Annotated in this window: 15 protein-coding genes and 6 pseudogenes; 13 read left to right on the top strand and 8 right to left on the bottom strand. The window is 55.1% G+C overall.

Annotated elements, in window-relative coordinates; genetic code table 11:
- Together VI234_RS18800 and VI234_RS18795 are read left to right on the top strand one after the other, a co-directional pair.
- Nucleotides 1–361 (top strand): hypothetical protein (locus VI234_RS18800; protein ID WP_336330897.1); only part of this gene is annotated, 361 nt, incomplete at its 5' end.
- A 40-nt stretch (nucleotides 362–401) separates the two neighbouring features.
- A complete protein-coding gene (locus VI234_RS18795) occupies nucleotides 402–785 on the top strand; it encodes a hypothetical protein (RefSeq protein WP_336330896.1) in 384 nt (127 codons plus the stop codon).
- Nucleotides 786–819: 34 nt separating this feature from the next.
- Here the strand turns inward: VI234_RS18795 and VI234_RS18790 are convergent, their stop codons facing one another.
- From VI234_RS18790 to VI234_RS18775, 4 genes are all read right to left on the bottom strand, one after another.
- On the bottom strand, nucleotides 820–1,236 hold the full coding sequence (locus VI234_RS18790; protein ID WP_151104343.1) for a hypothetical protein: 417 nt from the start codon (nucleotides 1,234–1,236) through the stop codon (nucleotides 820–822).
- Between the two features lie 63 nt (nucleotides 1,237–1,299).
- Entirely contained in the window at nucleotides 1,300–1,434 is a 135-nt protein-coding gene (locus VI234_RS18785; protein ID WP_263641933.1) for a hypothetical protein, read from the bottom strand.
- A 130-nt stretch (nucleotides 1,435–1,564) separates the two neighbouring features.
- A complete protein-coding gene (locus VI234_RS18780) occupies nucleotides 1,565–3,322 on the bottom strand; it encodes a 5-methylcytosine restriction system specificity protein McrC (protein WP_336330895.1) in 1,758 nt (585 codons plus the stop codon).
- On the bottom strand, nucleotides 3,319–4,554 hold the full coding sequence (locus tag VI234_RS18775; protein ID WP_336330894.1) for an AAA family ATPase: 1,236 nt from the start codon (nucleotides 4,552–4,554) through the stop codon (nucleotides 3,319–3,321). The genes VI234_RS18780 and VI234_RS18775 overlap by 4 nt, the downstream gene beginning before the upstream one ends.
- A 370-nt stretch (nucleotides 4,555–4,924) precedes the next feature.
- Here VI234_RS18775 and VI234_RS18770 point away from each other — a divergent pair, with 370 nt between their 5' ends.
- From VI234_RS18770 to VI234_RS18745, 7 genes and pseudogenes are all read left to right on the top strand, one after another.
- A complete protein-coding gene (locus VI234_RS18770) occupies nucleotides 4,925–5,158 on the top strand; it encodes a hypothetical protein (RefSeq protein WP_336330893.1) in 234 nt (77 codons plus the stop codon).
- A 116-nt stretch (nucleotides 5,159–5,274) separates the two neighbouring features.
- Nucleotides 5,275–6,249: pseudogene (locus VI234_RS18765) on the top strand (IS1595 family transposase).
- Nucleotides 6,250–6,370: 121 nt separating this feature from the next.
- Nucleotides 6,371–6,727: a calcium-binding protein gene (locus VI234_RS18760; RefSeq protein ID WP_008313899.1), complete on the top strand. Its 357-nt coding sequence runs from the start codon at nucleotides 6,371–6,373 to the stop codon at nucleotides 6,725–6,727.
- Nucleotides 6,728–6,846: 119 nt separating this feature from the next.
- Nucleotides 6,847–8,259 carry a DEAD/DEAH box helicase family protein gene (locus VI234_RS18755; protein WP_008313898.1) on the top strand — a complete coding sequence of 471 codons (1,413 nt, stop codon included), beginning with the start codon at nucleotides 6,847–6,849 and terminating at the stop codon, nucleotides 8,257–8,259.
- Nucleotides 8,246–9,604, top strand: a complete 1,359-nt coding sequence (locus VI234_RS18750; protein WP_336330899.1) for a DUF790 family protein — start codon at nucleotides 8,246–8,248, stop codon at nucleotides 9,602–9,604. Before VI234_RS18755 ends, VI234_RS18750 begins: the two co-directional genes overlap by 14 nt.
- A gap of 56 nt (nucleotides 9,605–9,660) precedes the next feature.
- Nucleotides 9,661–9,980, top strand: a pseudogene (locus VI234_RS21375) (helix-turn-helix domain-containing protein); the annotation flags it as partial.
- Nucleotides 9,978–10,103, top strand: a pseudogene (locus tag VI234_RS18745) (AAA family ATPase); the annotation flags it as partial. The pseudogenes VI234_RS21375 and VI234_RS18745, both read left to right, overlap by 3 nt.
- Before the next feature lie 154 nt (nucleotides 10,104–10,257).
- Here VI234_RS18745 and VI234_RS18740 read toward each other — a convergent pair.
- The 3 genes and pseudogenes from VI234_RS18740 to VI234_RS18730 all read right to left on the bottom strand — a co-directional run.
- Nucleotides 10,258–11,583, bottom strand: coding sequence for an orc1/cdc6 family replication initiation protein (locus VI234_RS18740; RefSeq protein ID WP_008313895.1), 1,326 nt, complete (start codon nucleotides 11,581–11,583; stop codon nucleotides 10,258–10,260).
- Nucleotides 11,584–12,691: 1,108 nt separating this feature from the next.
- Nucleotides 12,692–13,015 (bottom strand): hypothetical protein, encoded by a 324-nt coding sequence (locus tag VI234_RS18735; protein WP_080504364.1) that lies wholly within the window; start codon nucleotides 13,013–13,015, stop codon nucleotides 12,692–12,694.
- Nucleotides 13,016–13,069: 54 nt separating this feature from the next.
- Nucleotides 13,070–13,624 (bottom strand): annotated as a pseudogene (locus VI234_RS18730) (ImmA/IrrE family metallo-endopeptidase); the annotation flags it as partial.
- A gap of 114 nt (nucleotides 13,625–13,738) precedes the next feature.
- Here VI234_RS18730 and VI234_RS18725 point away from each other — a divergent pair.
- The 3 genes and pseudogenes from VI234_RS18725 to VI234_RS18715 all read left to right on the top strand — a co-directional run.
- Nucleotides 13,739–13,867 (top strand): annotated as a pseudogene (locus VI234_RS18725) (cell division control protein Cdc6); the annotation flags it as partial.
- Between the two features lie 75 nt (nucleotides 13,868–13,942).
- Nucleotides 13,943–14,767 carry an IS5 family transposase gene (locus VI234_RS18720; protein ID WP_336330892.1) on the top strand — a complete coding sequence of 275 codons (825 nt, stop codon included), beginning with the start codon at nucleotides 13,943–13,945 and terminating at the stop codon, nucleotides 14,765–14,767.
- A 22-nt stretch (nucleotides 14,768–14,789) separates the two neighbouring features.
- A pseudogene (locus VI234_RS18715) lies at nucleotides 14,790–15,311 on the top strand (Cdc6/Cdc18 family protein); the annotation flags it as partial.
- 476 nt (nucleotides 15,312–15,787) lie between these two features.
- Here VI234_RS18715 and VI234_RS18710 read toward each other — a convergent pair.
- Nucleotides 15,788–15,883 (bottom strand): transposase, encoded by a 96-nt coding sequence (locus VI234_RS18710; RefSeq protein ID WP_240938428.1) that lies wholly within the window; start codon nucleotides 15,881–15,883, stop codon nucleotides 15,788–15,790.
- Nucleotides 15,884–16,505: 622 nt separating this feature from the next.
- On the opposite strand from VI234_RS18710, the gene VI234_RS18705 reads away from it, so the two are divergent.
- Entirely contained in the window at nucleotides 16,506–16,961 is a 456-nt protein-coding gene (locus tag VI234_RS18705) for a hypothetical protein (protein ID WP_336330890.1), read from the top strand.
- Nucleotides 16,962–16,964: the final 3 nt, after the last annotated feature.

Below are 16,964 nucleotides of genomic sequence, written 5' to 3'. Positions count from 1 at the left end.
CCACGACTCCTCACCGCCGAAACTCACCGTCCGTCTCACTTCGAGAACTGGCCACGCATCGAAGTCATGGATTCAAGCTCTACTAGAGGGGTTTGTGGGCTTTCGATGTGATCGACTGAATATGTATATCTACGGCGGCACCGTCCTCTCGCTGCTAACTTTTCTATTGGGTCTGTTGACCTCAGGTTCAGTGGCGACAGCGATTAGCGTCGTTTTCGAGTTTTATATCAGCCGGGTCGTTCCTTGGCCGCTTGATGAAATACTGCTTGCTGAAACCCTGGTCGAATTAGCAATATCGCATACTATCACTATTGGGGTGGGGCTGACTGTAGCCACTTCGAAATGGTGGAAAAACGTGTGACAAACTACTATATGCGTGAATAAGAGACTACAACTAAGCAATGGCAGGTCCAGGCCAAATTCCCGGCCGCTACAATCTCATCATTGCCGATGAGTACGAGGCGTTTGACCACCAGATGCCGGTCGAGGAGTTCCTCCAGCGACTCAAAGACGACAACGTCCCCGATGAGGTGAGCGTCGTTGGTCTCGCCGACGCCTTCCGGGATGGTGATCTCGCCGTGAACCTTGCCCAAGAGATGGACCGCCGAGCGAACGATCTTGAGTACCAGAGTCCGACCGTACAGTTCGTCTTCGACGGGTCATTCCACCGGAGTGGGAAGACCTACGACCTTCGCGACGGCGAGGAACTGCACTCACTACAGGAAGTGTTTGGTCCGCAGTTGGAACGAAAGGAAGACGGGAATTGGCTTCTCGCGCCGTTTTGACTGCTCAGGGTGGCCGTTGTCGACAGGAGTTGCTCTATAGTTTTTCTCTCGTCTGCCGGAGTTTTTCAAGAGTCAAGGCCTCGTTTCGTTGGAGGTATCCCTCAATCTCGTCAGAGGAAATCTCTCGAAGCGCTCGGACTTTCCCACAGGCTCGTGCATCGAATTTCTGTAGGTTCCGATATCTGTGTTTCTTGACCGCGAAGACCCACAGCACAGTATAGTCCGGTATGTCGGTTACTAGAGTCACGTACAGCCGCAGATCTCCCTGTCTGAGTTGTTGTAGTTCTTTACAGTTTTCGTAGCCCTTCTCTATGACGGACTCGGGGACCGGGTGTGAAAGACAGTTGATGATTGCGGTCAGGGCATCATTTGAATCAGTAGCATCCAACCGACCGATTTCTCTCTCCGCTTCTGAGTGAAAAATCGCAACAGCTGTATCGTCAGTAGACAACGAATGCTCTCGGACCACAGTGGAAAATACTGCAACCTACGGTACAGTAAACGTATTGTTACGCTACGAGGAGAGGAACGCGTCTACAACATCGTCGGCGTCGGCAACATCACCGTCTAAACAGTCGTCAACGCGCTCTTCTAGTTCATCAGCATGGGAACCGTCTTCCCCATCAGGCTCCGGCTTGTGCTGACTCATTACTACAACATTGTAGACACACGCTGAAATAGATGTGGGTTCGGCACCCACGTCGATAAATAGGCTGTGGGTCAGTTCCCACGCTGATAAACAAACCGTGGGTAGAGTTTCCCCATTCCGTATACTCCCGTTATAACAGTTTGAATGGGCCTTCCTTCTCCACTTCACCCGAACCATTCACTAAGAAGTAGAGGTCAATCCATTCCTGCCCATCTTCCCGACAGAACACGGGAACACACGTTGTGGCGTGTTCGTATCGGTCGTCACACTTGAGTTCTATTTGCTCTCGCGTCCAATCGCCCTCTTGCTCTAGGTCGTATCGATTCCGAACGTTGAAGGAGTGTTCGTCAGCGGCAGCTTTGAGCACGCGAAGCGAGAAGTCCCGAGTATCTTTGAACGTGAATGGGCCGCTCAACTGCTTTGCCTTGTGAAGATCCGATTCATCGACACCATCAAGACACAGTTTGTTTTCGGCAACGGCTCGGAACGCTTCCAGTTCGGGGACTTCCTTGACGAGTACCTCGTGGAGATACTCGTGGATGACGCCGTCGTACGCCTCCAGGGAGAACTCTTCAGGTGAGAGTATCTGTAGTTCAGCACCTGTCTGTACGACGCGACGACGCTTCGGCTCCAATAGCGGACACAGGAATGCAAGCCGATCAGCATGGAGAAGATAAGCATAGCTGAACAGCCGCGACCGAGATGACGAATCTTTCACCGGGTCGTGTCCCTCTGCGTAGTACTTCGAGTCAAGTACGCTGAGCGTCTCGTCGCCCTCCTGCAGCGCGTGGTCGGGCTGGTGAGAGACTTTCCCCTCATCCTTGAACGGATTGACTGACGGCGACCTGACCGGCGTCACGTCGTCGAGCTCGTTGAGGTGATCGTAGGACTTGATGTACGAGAGCTCACGCTCGATAACGACCTGCGAGTACTGCTCGAACAGCGACTCCATGTTGAGTACGTAGTCGACGACGAGCTCTCGCGGTCCGTCCCGGAGCTGCTGGCCGAGCGAGGACGACAGGATAGCTTTGGAGACGTCGAATGCCTTCCGATAGTACCGACGCTGCTTCGGTAAGTCGTACAGTGAGAGTTGTCGATACTCGCCCATCCGGTCCAGCCCGCTCCCAACGCCCATACTCTCTAAGCGCTCGACCTCCCGGTGAACTTCCGAGAAGATACGGTCGTGTGCAGGGTGGTCGTGCTCAGCGGCGTTCTCCCGGAACAGCCGGAGGAGCGTCTTCCCTGCATAATGAAGCAGAGAGTTTGCGGCATTGTTGTACTCGGTCTCGTTACGTATCCAATGTGGCTCCAGATTCCCTCGTGCGTGGTTCATGAGGGTCTGTTCGACATCGATTTCGCCACGGCCATCGAGACTGTCGATCCGACGGATGATGAGATCCCGAATGTACCCGTTGCGCTGGATCGTCTCCAATCCATCGAGATAGTTGATTGCCAGCACGACGAACACGTCGTCGAGGTGAATATCGTCCGAGAGGAAATCCTGCAACGGGATGCCGTGGTATTCAATAGAACGGTTCTGGTCGTAGACCGCCAGCAGCATATCGAAGATGTACTCCCAATCGATCTTGGGGTCAACCTGAACCTTCGACGACGGCGTCAGGCTCACCACACCGATGATGTCTGTGGCTTCGACGTGGAGAACCTCGTCTTCTTCTCCGTCGACCGTTACAGTCACGACCTGATACTCTTGATCGTCATCGAGGGCTGCCTGACTCTTGGTGTAGACACCCGGACTCTCGCGCGTGAACGACGCTCGACGAAGCTGGTCAGTGATGGACGATGGACAACCCTCTATCCGAATTTCGCCGCGCTCGGGGACGTTGAATGTGTCCTGCCCGTACTGATACACCTCGTCGACAGTGCTCATGATTCGTAGGACCCCATCTGCCGACGTTCCTGTTCAAGTTCGCGCTCTGCGAGCTCCGCCGCCGGCGAGAGGTCGAAGTCTTCGAACTCTCCGTTCAGTGCACGGTAGTGTTCTGCAATTCGCTCGACCTGTGGGAAGGCTGCGGAATTCAGTAACCGAGGGACAATATACGTCCTGAAGGCTTGCGCGACGGCGTCAGTCTGGTCATGTTCGTACTCCCCGCCCTCTCGGCACCCGACACCGAGGAACACGGCGACATCACGGTAATGCATTGGTCCGAATCGCATGATTGAGCCCTGAGAGGTCGATTCGTGTCCGTGGTTGATACCTTCATAGTCACGTTCGAACAACCGGAGGATTTCGCTATCCTCTAAGTCGGTCTGCTCGCTGACGTGCGTGGTGATCCAGTCTTTGAACAGTTGCCTGCGCTTGCCCTCCTCATACTCGTCGAGTTCAATCATCGCAAACCGACGGGTGATGGCGTTGTCAAGCTCATTGACTGTCCGATCGGACATATTCATCGTGCAGATGATGTTGACCCGCTCGTCGAGTTCGATGGTGTCGCCCTCATCGGTCTCAAATATCGTTTGGTGAGGGTTCTCGATGGCAGTGTAGAGTGGGCCGAAGATTTTGGAGATATCTGCTCGGGTGATTTCATCCAAAATAACGCCATACTCAACATTGAACTCCCGAGCGCGTTGGACGGCTTCAGAGACACAGCCAAGTTTGGTTCGATAGCTCAGCGAGTCGCCAGTATAGTCGGGACTGATACCCCCAATAATGTCTGAGGGCGTCCAAGACGGAGTGGCCGTGTGAAGTGCGTAACCGATTCCAGTCTCACGCGCAAGTTGTTTGGCAAACGTCGTCTTGCCCGTCCCTGTCGGACCATAGAGAACAACCGGCTTCCCCGCTTCGAGAGCTACTTTGGCGTTCCGCATCACGTCTTTTGGAACTAGGATGTCTTCCGGCGTTTCGTCGCCACGGAGACTGACCACGCGTTTGAGACGGTCGGAGGCAATCGGAGACTGCAGGACTGCACGTCGGACCGCACCAAGTCCTCGCTGCCCGTCATGACGGGTGTCCAGCTTTTCTTTTTCGATGAGGTACTTGAGTACCTCTTCATTCTTTGCATGGTTGATAGCGTCGACGACATCATCTTCAACACGCCGTAGAATGTCTATTTCTTCTTTCGCATCGTCAACTGAGTACGTATCGTCAGAAGTAGTAACCATTTACATATAACTTCTAATGGACAGTTATAAAATCACATACTACCGTCGTACATCAGTTTGGCACATCTGAGATGTCATATGTTGCAGTCGATAGTAATTGATCGGTTCTGTCTTCGACGCTGACGCTTTAGAATGGTCGTGATTATCGCGCTAATCACGAGCTGTGAGGCCAAAAGACGGGCTAGCTATTTGTCATGGGCTGTCAAAGTCTGACATATGCTCCAGCACCTGCGAGCGGCCGTTTCTGGATCTCAGCGAGAAGCCAGATATGAGTGCCGTCGGTGCGGGTGCATGATCGACACCAATCGAGAACGATGTCCGAAGTGTCACTCAACAGAGATTTCCAGCTATCACCTCTAATTCACACCAGATGCGACGTACCGACCAGCCATCTCTACCACAATGGATTCAGAACGCCTACGAATCACTCGAGACAGCGTACGCATCGGACACAGAAGAACTCTCTAGGGAGGCGGTCCACAAGGTCCTCGTCACCGAGGCCAACCATATCGAAACCGAGGAGGAAGCGACCTACGTTCTTGATCGGCTCCTCGAACGAGGCTGGCTGTACGAAGTTGATGGCCAACTTCGCAAAACAGACTGACACACTATTGTCTGCTACGTCGACGACATCGATAAGACGCCGAGAGTTCTTATCGCTCTTGTGTAGAGCTACGGAAAGACCCTGTAGATACACTGAGCCGGCCATAATCTGGGAGTATGTCTTCTGCTCAGCCGGCGTTCGGCGCAATGTTTCGAGAGCTGATCGAGCTGGGCGTCGTCGATATCGACACCGAGCCGCTCGATGCCGCATCGAGCGGCGACTCAAGGAATTCTGGGAGAATACGTCCTGTCCACGGTGCGGGCACAACTCCGTTCAAACGTGGCCGCATCTCGACCGCGTTTGGTGCCGTGACTGCAATTTCAAGCCGGTCTACACCTACGGAACGCCGTTTCACGAGAAGCACCTCACCTGCGGCGAGGTACTTCTCGCATTCACGCTCTACGCCGATACGTTGCTCAGTATCAACCAGATCGCACCGTTGCTCGATCGGGCCTACAAAACCGTTCACACGGCGATTCGAGAGGTGGAAGCCGCGGTCCATCGCGGCTTCCCCGTCGTCTGGAGACTCCTCGACCAGACTATCGATGGACCGACACAAGTTGACGAATCTGGCAAAGTCTGTTCGGGCTACAAAGGCCAAGAGCCGCCGCGGAACAGCCGTTCTCGCGGCGGCTCATCCCAGACCGGTCGATCAGGCTGGCGGGGCCGCCACGGTGATCAGTTGACACTCGTCGCGGCGTGCCGCGACTCGCTACGTGTAATTCGTGGCCAACTGGGTATTGATTACGAAGGTGATCTTGAGCCTGTGATTCAGGAGGCTGAAGACCTCTCCCAGCCGCTGGGAGAGGTCTGGACCGACGGACTCCAGGCATACCGACAGATGGACTTTGACCACCGAACGGTCGTACACAAAGAGAGGTACGTTTCGCCAGAAGGCGTCCATATTAACCAAGCTGAGTGCCTATTTTCGCTTGTTCAGCCGTGGTTGCGGAAGTTCCGCGGCCTGTTCCAAGCTGCTTGGACAGGCCGCTCACACCTTCGGCATCGTTCGCTCCCTCACCCTGGCTGGGGAATCCGTCGATTCAACCATTGATTGTCTCGTTATCGGGGCTTTCCACAGTTCTACATAAGAGCGACTTCGTCCAGCGACTTGGATCTGTTCTACGGCCAGGATTGAGCGCGTCCTGCATCGGTCGATAGGTGGTTTCGGCCTCCCCGAATATCTTGAAGTCAGGATGCGTATTGGTCAGCATGACACGGGTCGAGAAGGACGAGGAGCGGGAAGAGCGCATCAAGATGCGGATCATCGTCGATACTTACAGCCCTGAAGAGCAAGCGTGGGGATGGTACGCGTATCTGGACGACACGATGGACTTCCCGTTCGAAGCACGCTGTGTCACCGAGCGAGAGGAGTCACCGCTAGAGGAAGGCGAAACAGTACGCGTAGTTGGGATGTCCCCGACAGATCCGACTCTCAGCCAGATGTTCGTGACGATAGAGTGGATGGACAGAGAACTTGGCGTGCCACTGGAGCAACTAGAGTCGATCGAAGCCAGTAGTAACACGGACCAAGCGATCGCAGACTGGCAGTACTGGCTCGATCGCTGACAACCGTAACTCCGGAACAATAGAACCACCCGCATCCGCAGAAGGACAGACGTACGCCTCCATGGAACTTGAGGAACCCAAATATTGAATCCGGTCGGGGGTCTCTGTACCAACATCGAATGCGAATCGGATTCGACGACGGCACGCTCCTGCTCCGTAATGCTCCCGACGATGTGCCCTATGCGGAGTGGGACGACCGCGTCGACGAGTACCGCACCCAAGCGTATCGATATCGATCCCTGCTCGAATGGGCCGGCAAGTGGACGGACGGAAACGAGCAGGCAACGTTACAAGAGGGCTTCGCTCACACTCTCGAAGACGCCGCCCGTGCCTATCCCTATCTCGATCTCACGCCAGCGCTCCACATCGAACCGCGCGACTACCAGCAGGCCGCACTCAACGCCTGGATCGACCACGATCGGCGAGGGAGTGTCGTACTCCCCACGGGCAGCGGGAAGACGTTCCTCGGGCTGCAGGCCATCGCCGACGCTGGCGTCAGTACGCTCGTCGTGACGCCGACGATTGACCTGATGAACCAGTGGCACGCCACGCTCACCAACGCCTTCGGCGACCAACTCACGGAACCGGTCGGCGTCCTCGGCGGCGGCAGCCACGACGTCACCGCGATCACCGTCACCACCTACGACAGCGCATACCGCTACGTCAACGAGTACGGCGATCAGTTCGGCTTGCTCGTCGTCGACGAGGAACACCACCTACCAGCCCCGACCTACCGGCAGATTCCGGAGATGATGATCGCCCCATATCGCCTCGGGTTGACCGCCACCTACGAGCGGCCAGACGGCAAGCACGAACTCCTCGAGGACCTCCTCGGCCCGGTCGTCTACCGGGAGGACGTCGACGAGCTCGCCGGCGAATACCTCAGCGAGTACGAAACGATCCACATGTCGGTCGAGCTCACGGCCGACGAGCTCGAGCAGTACGACGAAGAGTACCAGATCTATCGCGACTACGTCGACACCCACGAGTTCGACCTCTGGAAAGAGGAGGGCTACCAGGAGTTCCTCAAGCGCACCTCCTACGATCCACAGGGCCGGCGGGCACTCATCGCCAAGCAACGGGCCGAACGGATCGCCCGAACAGCGGAAAAGAAACTCGACACGCTCGACAATCTCAGCAAGCGCCACCACGACGACCGCGCGATCATCTTCACCGCCAACAACGACTTCGCCTACGACATCTCCCAGGAGTTCATCGTCCCCTGCATCACCCACCAGACCAAGACCGACGAACGCACCGAGATCCTGGAGCGGTTCCGGACCGGCGAATACTCGATGCTCGTGACCTCGCAGGTTCTCGACGAGGGGATCGACGTCCCGGCGGCAAACGTCGGGATCATCCTCTCGGGGAGCGCCTCGAAACGTCAATACGCCCAGCGGCTCGGCCGCATTCTTCGACCGACGGACGACCGCCAGCCCGCCCGTCTCTACGAAATCATCACCGAGGATACGATGGAGACCTACGTTTCGCAACGCCGCCGGGAGGGGGTGAGTGCCAGTGCTGACGGCTGACCTCGTACGCTCGCGCACGACCGACGAGACCGTCACCCCGCTGTTCATCGATCCCAACGAGGAGCGCTACCGACAGACCGCCCGTGAACTCATCCAGCTGTTTGAGAACCACCTTGGCGAGCCGAAAGGCGATCTCGAGGACGCGATTGACGAGCTGACCATCGCGGATACTGATTACAAGATCGTCCAAGGGCTGGCGAAACTCCTCAAAGACGAGTGTGAGTTCGAGATCGTCACCTCCGTCGACCCGCGTGAGGTCCGCCGGCGACTCTTCGAGAAAGCCAACGGGCGCTATCCGATCGTCCGCCAACCGACGCTCGGCGAGGACACACAGAAACTGGAGGTGTACAGCGCGGTCGCCGACGACCTCGGAGTGTCGTTGGAAGAGTGCTATCGCGGAATGTACGCCGATCTGGAGGACAACAAACAACTCGTCCGGATCGGCACGCGGACGGCCGATCAGTACGCCAGTGATGATGATGGTTCGACGTCGACGACCAACCTGACCGGCAGCAGCGACGCGGAGTACGAACACACGGACCTCACCGTGGACTGGCTGTTGACGCGCTACAACCTTGCGCTCGCCCAGGCGGTGCTCTACGACGCCACAGAAATGCGGATTCAGGTATTGGACCACTTCGGGACGGTGTTCAGCTATGTAAAGCTGTTCGGGTTGATGCACCGGATATATCCGATCGACGCCGACGGTGAGCGCGTCGCGAGCACGGACCAAGCCGCCGGCTACGAGGCCGTACTGGACGGCCCGGCGTCGCTATTCTCGAAATCACAGAAGTACGGCATTCGGATGGCGAACTCCCTGCCGGCGTTGCCCCTCTGTGACCGCTGGGAGATGGGTGCCGAGATCCTCGTCGACGAGACGACCGGCGAGACCCGACAGTTCGCGCTCGACCACACGGAGGATCTCGAGTCACACTACAGCGCCGGCGACCAGTTCGATAGCGACGTTGAGCGGACGCTCACCCGGAAGTGGGAGCGAGCGAATACGGACTGGGAGTTGGTGCGGGAAGACGACGTCTTCGACCTTGGCGCTGAGGTAATGATACCCGACTTCGCGATCGAACATCCCGATGGCAGGCGTGCGATTCTCGAGATCGTTGGCTTCTGGACACCCGAGTATCTGGACGCAAAGCTGGAGAAGATTCGAAAGGTGGAGGCCGACAATTTCGTATTGGCTGTCTCGGAGCAGCTGGATTGTGCGAGCGAGGAGTTCGGGAGCGCCGCCGATCGAGTGCTGTGGTTCAAAACTGGAATTCACGTCTACGACGTAGTCGATTTAGCTGAACAATACGCGACAGAGATGCCACAGAGTCAAGAGCAGGCTTGAAAGATAGTGGATCCAGTGAGTATTTTAACTGTTGCCGGATTATTGGTAAATACCAGATGTACGAGGTTCTCGACGACACGGCGGCGCAGATCGTCCTCGTCATCGGAGTGGTGACTCCATCCGCCGTGTCGCCCAACACCTCCACACGCCGTACGAGACGGTGAGACAGGCCGTCAATCGGCTAGAAGACGCAGGCTACGTTTCCTATGAGACGGGCTCGCTGTCGTCGAAGAACGCGTACGCGACGCAGCCCGCGAGCTCGTCGCTGCCAGCGCCAGCGTCAGCACCCTCTATCAAGGAGGCGTACGTCATCCCACAGTTCGGTGACTGGCCGTTCGCGTTTGCGCGGATCAACGCCGTCTACGTGTGGACCCAGTCGACACCTCACGACGAACTCGTCGATCGTCTTCAGCAGCACGACGGCCCGCGAACGGTCGCCATCCTCGAGGAGGTCGACCTGTCCAAAGATCACAGCGTCATCTACGATCTTCAGAGTATCGGTGACGCAAAGTGCTAAACAGTCGCCCCTATCGATTTGTTGTGTGAGCGACCACCACAATCTGTAGACCCACCTCTATCGACTTGTTCCTGTCACCGATGGAACTGAGTCATCGATAACACCCTCACCCCTATCGACTTGTTCGATGAACACCCTACTGATTGAGCTGTGCATTCACGACGGTGCGGAGTTCGTCATTGTGGACGTCGTCTAGCCGCGAATCTTCTCGGAGCGTCTCGATGATGGTCTCCGGGTTCTCACCAAACGTGAACTCGAGGTAGCTACCCGAGTGTGGTCCCTGACTCTTCCGCTCTGTCTCGACCAACGAATACGTCGTGAGTTCTTTCATCTTATTCACGTACGTCTCCTGGTGGTACTGATCCGAATCTAGGGTACCTGTCAAGTACTGATACACCCGGTATCCAATCGGGCTCTTTGCTGCACCAGTTCCGGCCTCACGGGCCACAGCTGCAGTCGCGAACAGACAGAGCTTCTTCTGCGTACTAATCCCACGTGTCACCTCCAACACGCGGTTCTTCTCAACCTTATCCTGGGCTTGTCGAACGTGTTCCTCCCGGACTTTGTCTGCACCTGTTTTTTCTGCAATCGACCCCGCTGTTCGCATCAGGTCGATCGCCTTCCGTGCATCCCCATTGGTTTGGGCAGCGAATGCAGCTGCAAGCGGGATGACGTCACCGCTGAGTGTATCCTCGTGGAAGGCGTCCTCCCGAGCCCGGAGAATTTCCCGGAGCTGGTTGGCGTCGTAGTCACTAAAGTGAACGTCCTCGGGGGTAAAGGAACTGAGAGCGCGACTTCCCACACTCTCCATCATCTTCGTGTCGTTAGTGATGGCAGTGACAGAGACTTGGGCAGTAATCTCGTCGGTGCTTCCAGCACGAGAGAGCTGATAGAGAAGGCGAGAGAAGGCTGGCTCGTCTTTATCTCGACGACCGACGAGCATATCGAGTTCATCGAGAATGAATACAACTGTATCGTAGTGGTCGTTGATCAGACGGTAGAGTTCGCGCCATTTTTTCTTGTTTGGAACTCCATGCTCCGGGACATCGACAGTTGTTCCGATGTCGTTCGCTACCTTTCGCGAAAGTTCGTAGACAGCTGCACCGAGGGTTCCCACGTTCTGGCAGTTCATCTGAATGACGCCGAACCGGATATCGCGGCTTTCGCAGAGTTCGACGATGTTCTGACAGACAGCGTTGATGATAAGAGATTTCCCGGTTCCAGAAGGACCATAGAGGAGAAGGTTCGGCGGTCGTTCGTTACTTATTGCGACGCGGAGATGCTGAGTAATATCGGTGAGCTGCGTGTCACGACCGACGATACGTTCCTCGTCGACGATCTCGTTCGGCTCAAGGAGCGACCGGTTCTTGATGAGACTCGCGGCTTCTTCCTGCTCGAGAATGAGATCTTTGATAGAACCCGTGGACTCGGAGGTTTCCTCGGGACCAGGATCCGTGGGCATACCGGAACTCACTCTACCAGGGTACTAAAACATTCCCCTGTCGATTTCTTTTCTACCGGTATGACGGTCAAATCCACGGTATTAGAGGTTTACACTGTTACCCTCCGTAACCTCCGACGATTTGTTAGGGGTATCGTCTCAACCAATTCAAAAGAATACCCGCACACCCTCTCACCCCTATCGATTTGTTCTAGTCTTCAAGAAAGGCAGGGGTGACAGAATTCCCGACTGGACTGACGTCTCACCTACATCACGATTAGGGCAGAATTGAGAGTCTCTTCTACCTTCTCTTTTTCTTCTTTCTAGTTCTAGCTACTAGCTAGTTAGAAGAACACACGTCTATCGATTTGTTCTAATCACTCTTCGTCGCTCTCTTGTCCTCCTGATAGAGTATTAAATAAGGAATTGAGAAACCAAGGGGCGAAGACCAGGATCGGGGTTCTTGTACACTGTGGTTAGTGATGTCTTGTTGTTCCTTTTGTTTCTTCGGCTAACTACTCTATACCCACTCCTATCGATTTGTTCAATCCCCTTTCTGCCCACCGATTATAACAAGAATCGAGCTTATAAAAATGGATTTAGCCGAAGGATATTATTCTGATGAACCATATCCACCTCGACTCCCCCGTGATTGACTCCCCTCACCACCCTTTCTCGTTAGAACAAATCGATAGGGGTGGGTGTGTGGTCCTAGCGACACGGTCGCGGTGAATCCACCCGGCTACGTGTAGGAGTGGTCCTATGCTCAATCTTGATCAGAGATGGAAACCTCTCACTAGGGCGGAGAAAGAACTTCTCTCCACTAATTCAATACCGACCTCCTATGAGTGACTCCTCGCGAAACAAATCGATAGAGGTGACCCTCTGTACGCAGGTGGTTTTGTTGAACAAGTCGATAGGGGTGCGTCTCTTCGATGTCGCAATCGGAGTGCGATTTTTCAGCTCCTGTATTCGGATTTACGACCGAATCGACAAGAATGAGGACACCAAACCATACGAGACCGATACGAGCCCGCTCCACGACTTGAGCGCTGACAGCTTTCGTCTTTCATTTTGTAGACAGGGATACTTTTGAACAACTGGCCGTCCAATTCAAACGCTATTTCGCCTATTCGTCGGGACTGACGGGGCTTTTATATCTGGACCGGATCTTTTCTCCTTCTCTCCACTGCCAGTAGTAGTAGCGATTGTCGTTTATCTCCTTGATCGTGATCGTCGCCTTCGCCGGCACGTCGTCCGGAAGGTCATCGAGTCGCTCCTCAACGTTGTCTTCGTCCGATTCCTTCTCAAGACGGGCTTCCCGTTCCTTGTATTCGGCTAGCCCCTCAACGTAGCGGGCTACGTCCCGAAGTTGCTCCGGCGAGACCTCGTTGAGAGTGTCGACTAATTCGGCTGGAAGACCTGCCGGCGGGGTCGGTGGCTCGTAGGGCATCGGCTGTCACCTCGTGTTAACCAACAGAGCGGGAGGAATCCATCACTCTGTTGGTTAACCGGGTTGGGACGAGGATTCGCTCTCGAGAACGTCGATGAGCCCTTCTGCCGTTCGACTAATCCGGCCAAGCCGCTCGCGAACGACCTCGGGGTCGTCCGACTCCCAGGCTGCGAGGTAAAACGCTGACCCACTGGTGTCGAGCCCGCAGTAGCGCCCGACGACGTACGCGACGGCTTCGGCCTCGACTTCGCGTTTTGCCCGCTCGGTGTCGTCGTCGACGTCGAAGTGGAGCAGAGCGTGTGCGAACTCGTGAATCAGTGTCCGGGCGAGATCGGCGTTGTTCTCCCGGTCGCGAACCTCGACAAGCGGCTGGACGTCGACGAGGCTAAGCTGCTCACAGTTGCCTTTCGACTCGCCGTGGGTCCACTCCGCTTCGGGGACAATCCGAACCGTCACGCCGAGGTCGTCGGCGGCACCGGTCAGCCGAGCAACGAGGGCGTCGCCGTCCCCGGTCGCTTCCGTGTTGAGTTCGGGAAGTAGTTCCCTTTCAGTCTGGGAGATGTCGAACACCGGCGCGAGCTTGAATCTGAAGAGGCCCTCTGACCACTCTATAAATCAATTAGAGGTAATAGTCTGAATCCGTTGAGTTTTCGTTGGGCGATACAGCGATGCGACTGGAATCGATGTTAGAAGTAATAAAAACGAGATTCTGCCCCAGGAACTAAAGATTCTCTCGATGAGCGAGTCCTCAGTAGTCTGCAAGAGCGTGAGTTCATCTTCCCTCCCTACGACGCAAATCAGCTCCGCGAAATTATGCGTCATCGTCAAGATGCATTTCATGAAGGTGTCCTCTGCCCTGTTGAATAGCGGTCTTATCGGCATATATCGCGGAGCAGAAGGACGAAGCCGAGGAAATCGACTCTGCCTATGGAGATCGACATCCTCGACTTCGTTGAGCAGTGTCGACGTCTAGCCAAACAAGCGTTAGGGAAGCACGCGGGCGAGCCCGCCAGCGGCGGGTTCGCCCGCTGGGTTCACGTTGTCTTGCACTGTTTCAGGGTCGAAGAGGAACACAGCTACCGTGAAACGCCGAATCGACTGAAATACATGGCTGAACTCCGTGAGCTTCTTGATCTTGATCAGGACGAGCTCCCGGACTACACAACGATCTACAAGTCCTTCGACCGGCTGAAGATGTGGGTCTGGCGGGCGTTGCTGCGCGTTTCAGCGCAGCAACACCCGCAGTCCGGTCACGTAGCACTCGACAGCACGTTCTTCGACCGCCGCGCCTCTTCATCGTACTACCGCCAACGCTCCGGAAACAGCGTTCAGACGCTGAAAGTGACGACATTAACCGATGTAGAGTCACTTGCCGTGCTTGACGTACACATCTCTGCACGGTGGCAACACGATACTAAGACCGGACCGCAGGTCGTCCGCCGGAACGCGGACGACCTGCAGTCCGTCGCTGCTGACAACGGTTTCCAAGACTGGAACACCGAGTACGAGATTGCTGCACTAGATATCGACTACCTCGTGAATTACCGTGGTTCGTCACTGAACGCCACCGCAAATAACGCCCTCATCCGGGCAAAAGGCTACTCTCAGCGGTGGATGGCTGAAACCTCGTACTCGACCATCAAGCGCTCGCTCGGCGATGCCATGCGAGCGCTTGGCTGGTATCGGCAATTCCGCGAAATCGTCCTGATGTTCGCCATCACAAACATAGAACCGCTCTGTGAGCCACTCTAGCTGCAACTCAGCATCTATTCAACAGAGCAGTGTCCTCACCGATGATGTGATTCCTTTGGCGTCTGCATTCGCTGCACAAGAGCACGGTGACGCTCGAAAAGCACTGGATATTCTTCGAAATGCAGGCGAACTTGCAAAAGACGATAACAGTGATGTTGTGCAAGAAAACCATGTCCGAAATGCACGTGAGAAAGCGGATATCGATCGATTCTCTAAGCTTCTCCAAGATCAGCCTACACAATCGAAAGCAGCAGTGTACGCCCTTTCATTGATTGCGGAGGGGAGCAATCAGGAAGAGTTCCCTACTCGTAAAATCTATGAACGGTACGAGCAGCTCACGGAGTCACTAGATATTAACCCTCTCTCACAAAGACGGATGTCTGATCGGCTGAATGAACAGGCGTTTCTAGATATCCTCGGCGTCACGGATCGGGTTGGACGCGGCCGTGGGAAAGGCATGACCAATTTTTACTACCTACTGGAGGAGCCTAAGGTCGTACAAAGTGCCATTGAATCTGATCAGCGGTTTTCCCCCGAGCAGTAATTCACGATTTTACACTCGACAGTCGGGGTGTCTCACTCGAACTTTCGGACTGATAGATCCCAAGAATATCTAAATGGGGGCCTGAATGGTATGATACGCGATTTAATGTCCATTTACACTCGACACCCGGGGTGGTCCTCAATTCGGATACGAGCGAATGAGTGTGACACCGTCTGCAACGGAACAGGGTGGTTTCCTGCGTGGGGATACCAGCTAATCACTGGAAGTGGGTTTTGACTCGAACTCTCCGAGCGTCATTTGCTGTGATAGGCTCTGCTCAGAGCGAGTCGTGGCGCTGTCACAGACGCCCCCATCCCGTAGGATATCATTGCCCGCCAATTTTAACGGCAGGCTCTCACCCCACCGGTCTAAACGGTCAGAGATGCTGACTGCCGCGTTGATGTCTGCGTAGTACTCCGTTACCCAACATTGTCGTTCGTACATCGGAACTCGTCGCCGTTTCGGGAGCCGACGTGTTAGCAGTCCAGGCAGGTCTGACTTGTGTACTCCGGGTAGACGTACGCAACGGGGATACCGGCGGCTCTGGCTTTATTCTTGATGCGTCCCTGCAACCGAGCGAATTCCTATGCGTGGAGGTGTCGATTCATCCACTCTGTTCAGTTTTATTTCCGCTCACTCAGCATCGCAGAGTTGACGACATGGGGGTGTGTGCGGCGACATTGACGACATGGGAGTGGTCCACGATATGGGCAACATAAGGTTCTGGTTTCAGTCTGGCTCGCCTCATCCCCTGTTTTTGCCCTTCTATGAAACTGGCCTAATGATGTTCTATTGATCAGCTTCTATGCCCTTCTTGTATCCAATTATATTAAATATATCACCAGTTAGCCCTGTCAATATACCTCCCCAACTGCCGTAATTTCTGATATACGGTTGGAAACTCTGCGGCTGATAGACTAGTTAACGAAGCTACTAGTTAATGTATTAATATATATTTCTGTTAGCATTATCATTCATGCGACCCGAAAATTAAGGCATTGCCGAGTAAGACTACCTATCACAATCTAGAACTCTTAATCTCGTTCACAAGTTTTTTGATAGTCCCACTGTCAATACGTTCTGGCGAATTCAGAACAGGATTCACCAACTGTGTAAGAAAGCTAATACAACAACGGTAGCGGATTACCCGTGGGGAATCGGTGGGCAAGCAAGAAAACAGAACCAGAGGCATCTATGTCAACTCAAACTACAGCATCGGATGCATCGACCACACAACCAACACTCTACACTCACGCGAAGCGGCGGTTTGCTGACGCCTGGCTCACGCCCGGCGTGCGACAGGCGACCCAACTGCTGCTGGTCCTCACGCTGTTTGCTGGCTCGGCGATGGGCCAGACCGACGTCGGGAACATCTACTGTGATACTGCTGTCGAGGACGGCGTTGACGTCGTCTTCGGAGCACTGGCTGGTCTTGGCCTGCCAGCAACGATGGTATTCGTCGGTCGCAGTGGCCTGTCGTATATGCGGGCCTCTGGCAACCCGAACCAGCAAAATGAGGCCCGCCGGGACCTCATCCTCTCGCTGGTCGGTCTCGGCGTCGTCGTCCTGGCAATCGTGGCTCCGGAACTCATCACGAAGTTCGGGGACAACGTCGGCTTCGGCTTCTCAGACTGCGTGACGCCATTCTGAAGA

Origin of the sequence: Haloarcula sp. CGMCC 1.2071, from assembly GCF_037078445.1 — an archaeon.
Lineage (GTDB): Archaea > Halobacteriota > Halobacteria > Halobacteriales > Haloarculaceae > Haloarcula > Haloarcula amylolytica.
This window is presented reverse-complemented; position numbering and strand designations above follow the sequence as displayed.

What these genes read in the sequence shown, in the direction of transcription:
- VI234_RS18795 (WP_336330896.1), top strand. Translation starts at nt 402, where the DNA reads ATGGCAGGTCCAGGCCAAATTCCCGGCCGCTACAATCTCATCATTGCC.
- VI234_RS18785 (WP_263641933.1), bottom strand. Translation starts at nt 1,434, where the DNA reads ATGAGTCAGCACAAGCCGGAGCCTGATGGGGAAGACGGTTCCCATGCT.
- VI234_RS18780 (WP_336330895.1), bottom strand. Translation starts at nt 3,322, where the DNA reads ATGAGCACTGTCGACGAGGTGTATCAGTACGGGCAGGACACATTCAAC.
- VI234_RS18775 (WP_336330894.1), bottom strand. Translation starts at nt 4,554, where the DNA reads ATGGTTACTACTTCTGACGATACGTACTCAGTTGACGATGCGAAAGAA.
- VI234_RS18770 (WP_336330893.1), top strand. Translation starts at nt 4,925, where the DNA reads ATGCGACGTACCGACCAGCCATCTCTACCACAATGGATTCAGAACGCC.
- VI234_RS18760 (WP_008313899.1), top strand. Translation starts at nt 6,371, where the DNA reads ATGACACGGGTCGAGAAGGACGAGGAGCGGGAAGAGCGCATCAAGATG.
- VI234_RS18755 (WP_008313898.1), top strand. Translation starts at nt 6,847, where the DNA reads ATGCGAATCGGATTCGACGACGGCACGCTCCTGCTCCGTAATGCTCCC.
- VI234_RS18740 (WP_008313895.1), bottom strand. Translation starts at nt 11,583, where the DNA reads ATGCCCACGGATCCTGGTCCCGAGGAAACCTCCGAGTCCACGGGTTCT.
- VI234_RS18735 (WP_080504364.1), bottom strand. Translation starts at nt 13,015, where the DNA reads ATGCCCTACGAGCCACCGACCCCGCCGGCAGGTCTTCCAGCCGAATTA.
- VI234_RS18720 (WP_336330892.1), top strand. Translation starts at nt 13,943, where the DNA reads ATGGAGATCGACATCCTCGACTTCGTTGAGCAGTGTCGACGTCTAGCC.
- VI234_RS18705 (WP_336330890.1), top strand. Translation starts at nt 16,506, where the DNA reads ATGTCAACTCAAACTACAGCATCGGATGCATCGACCACACAACCAACA.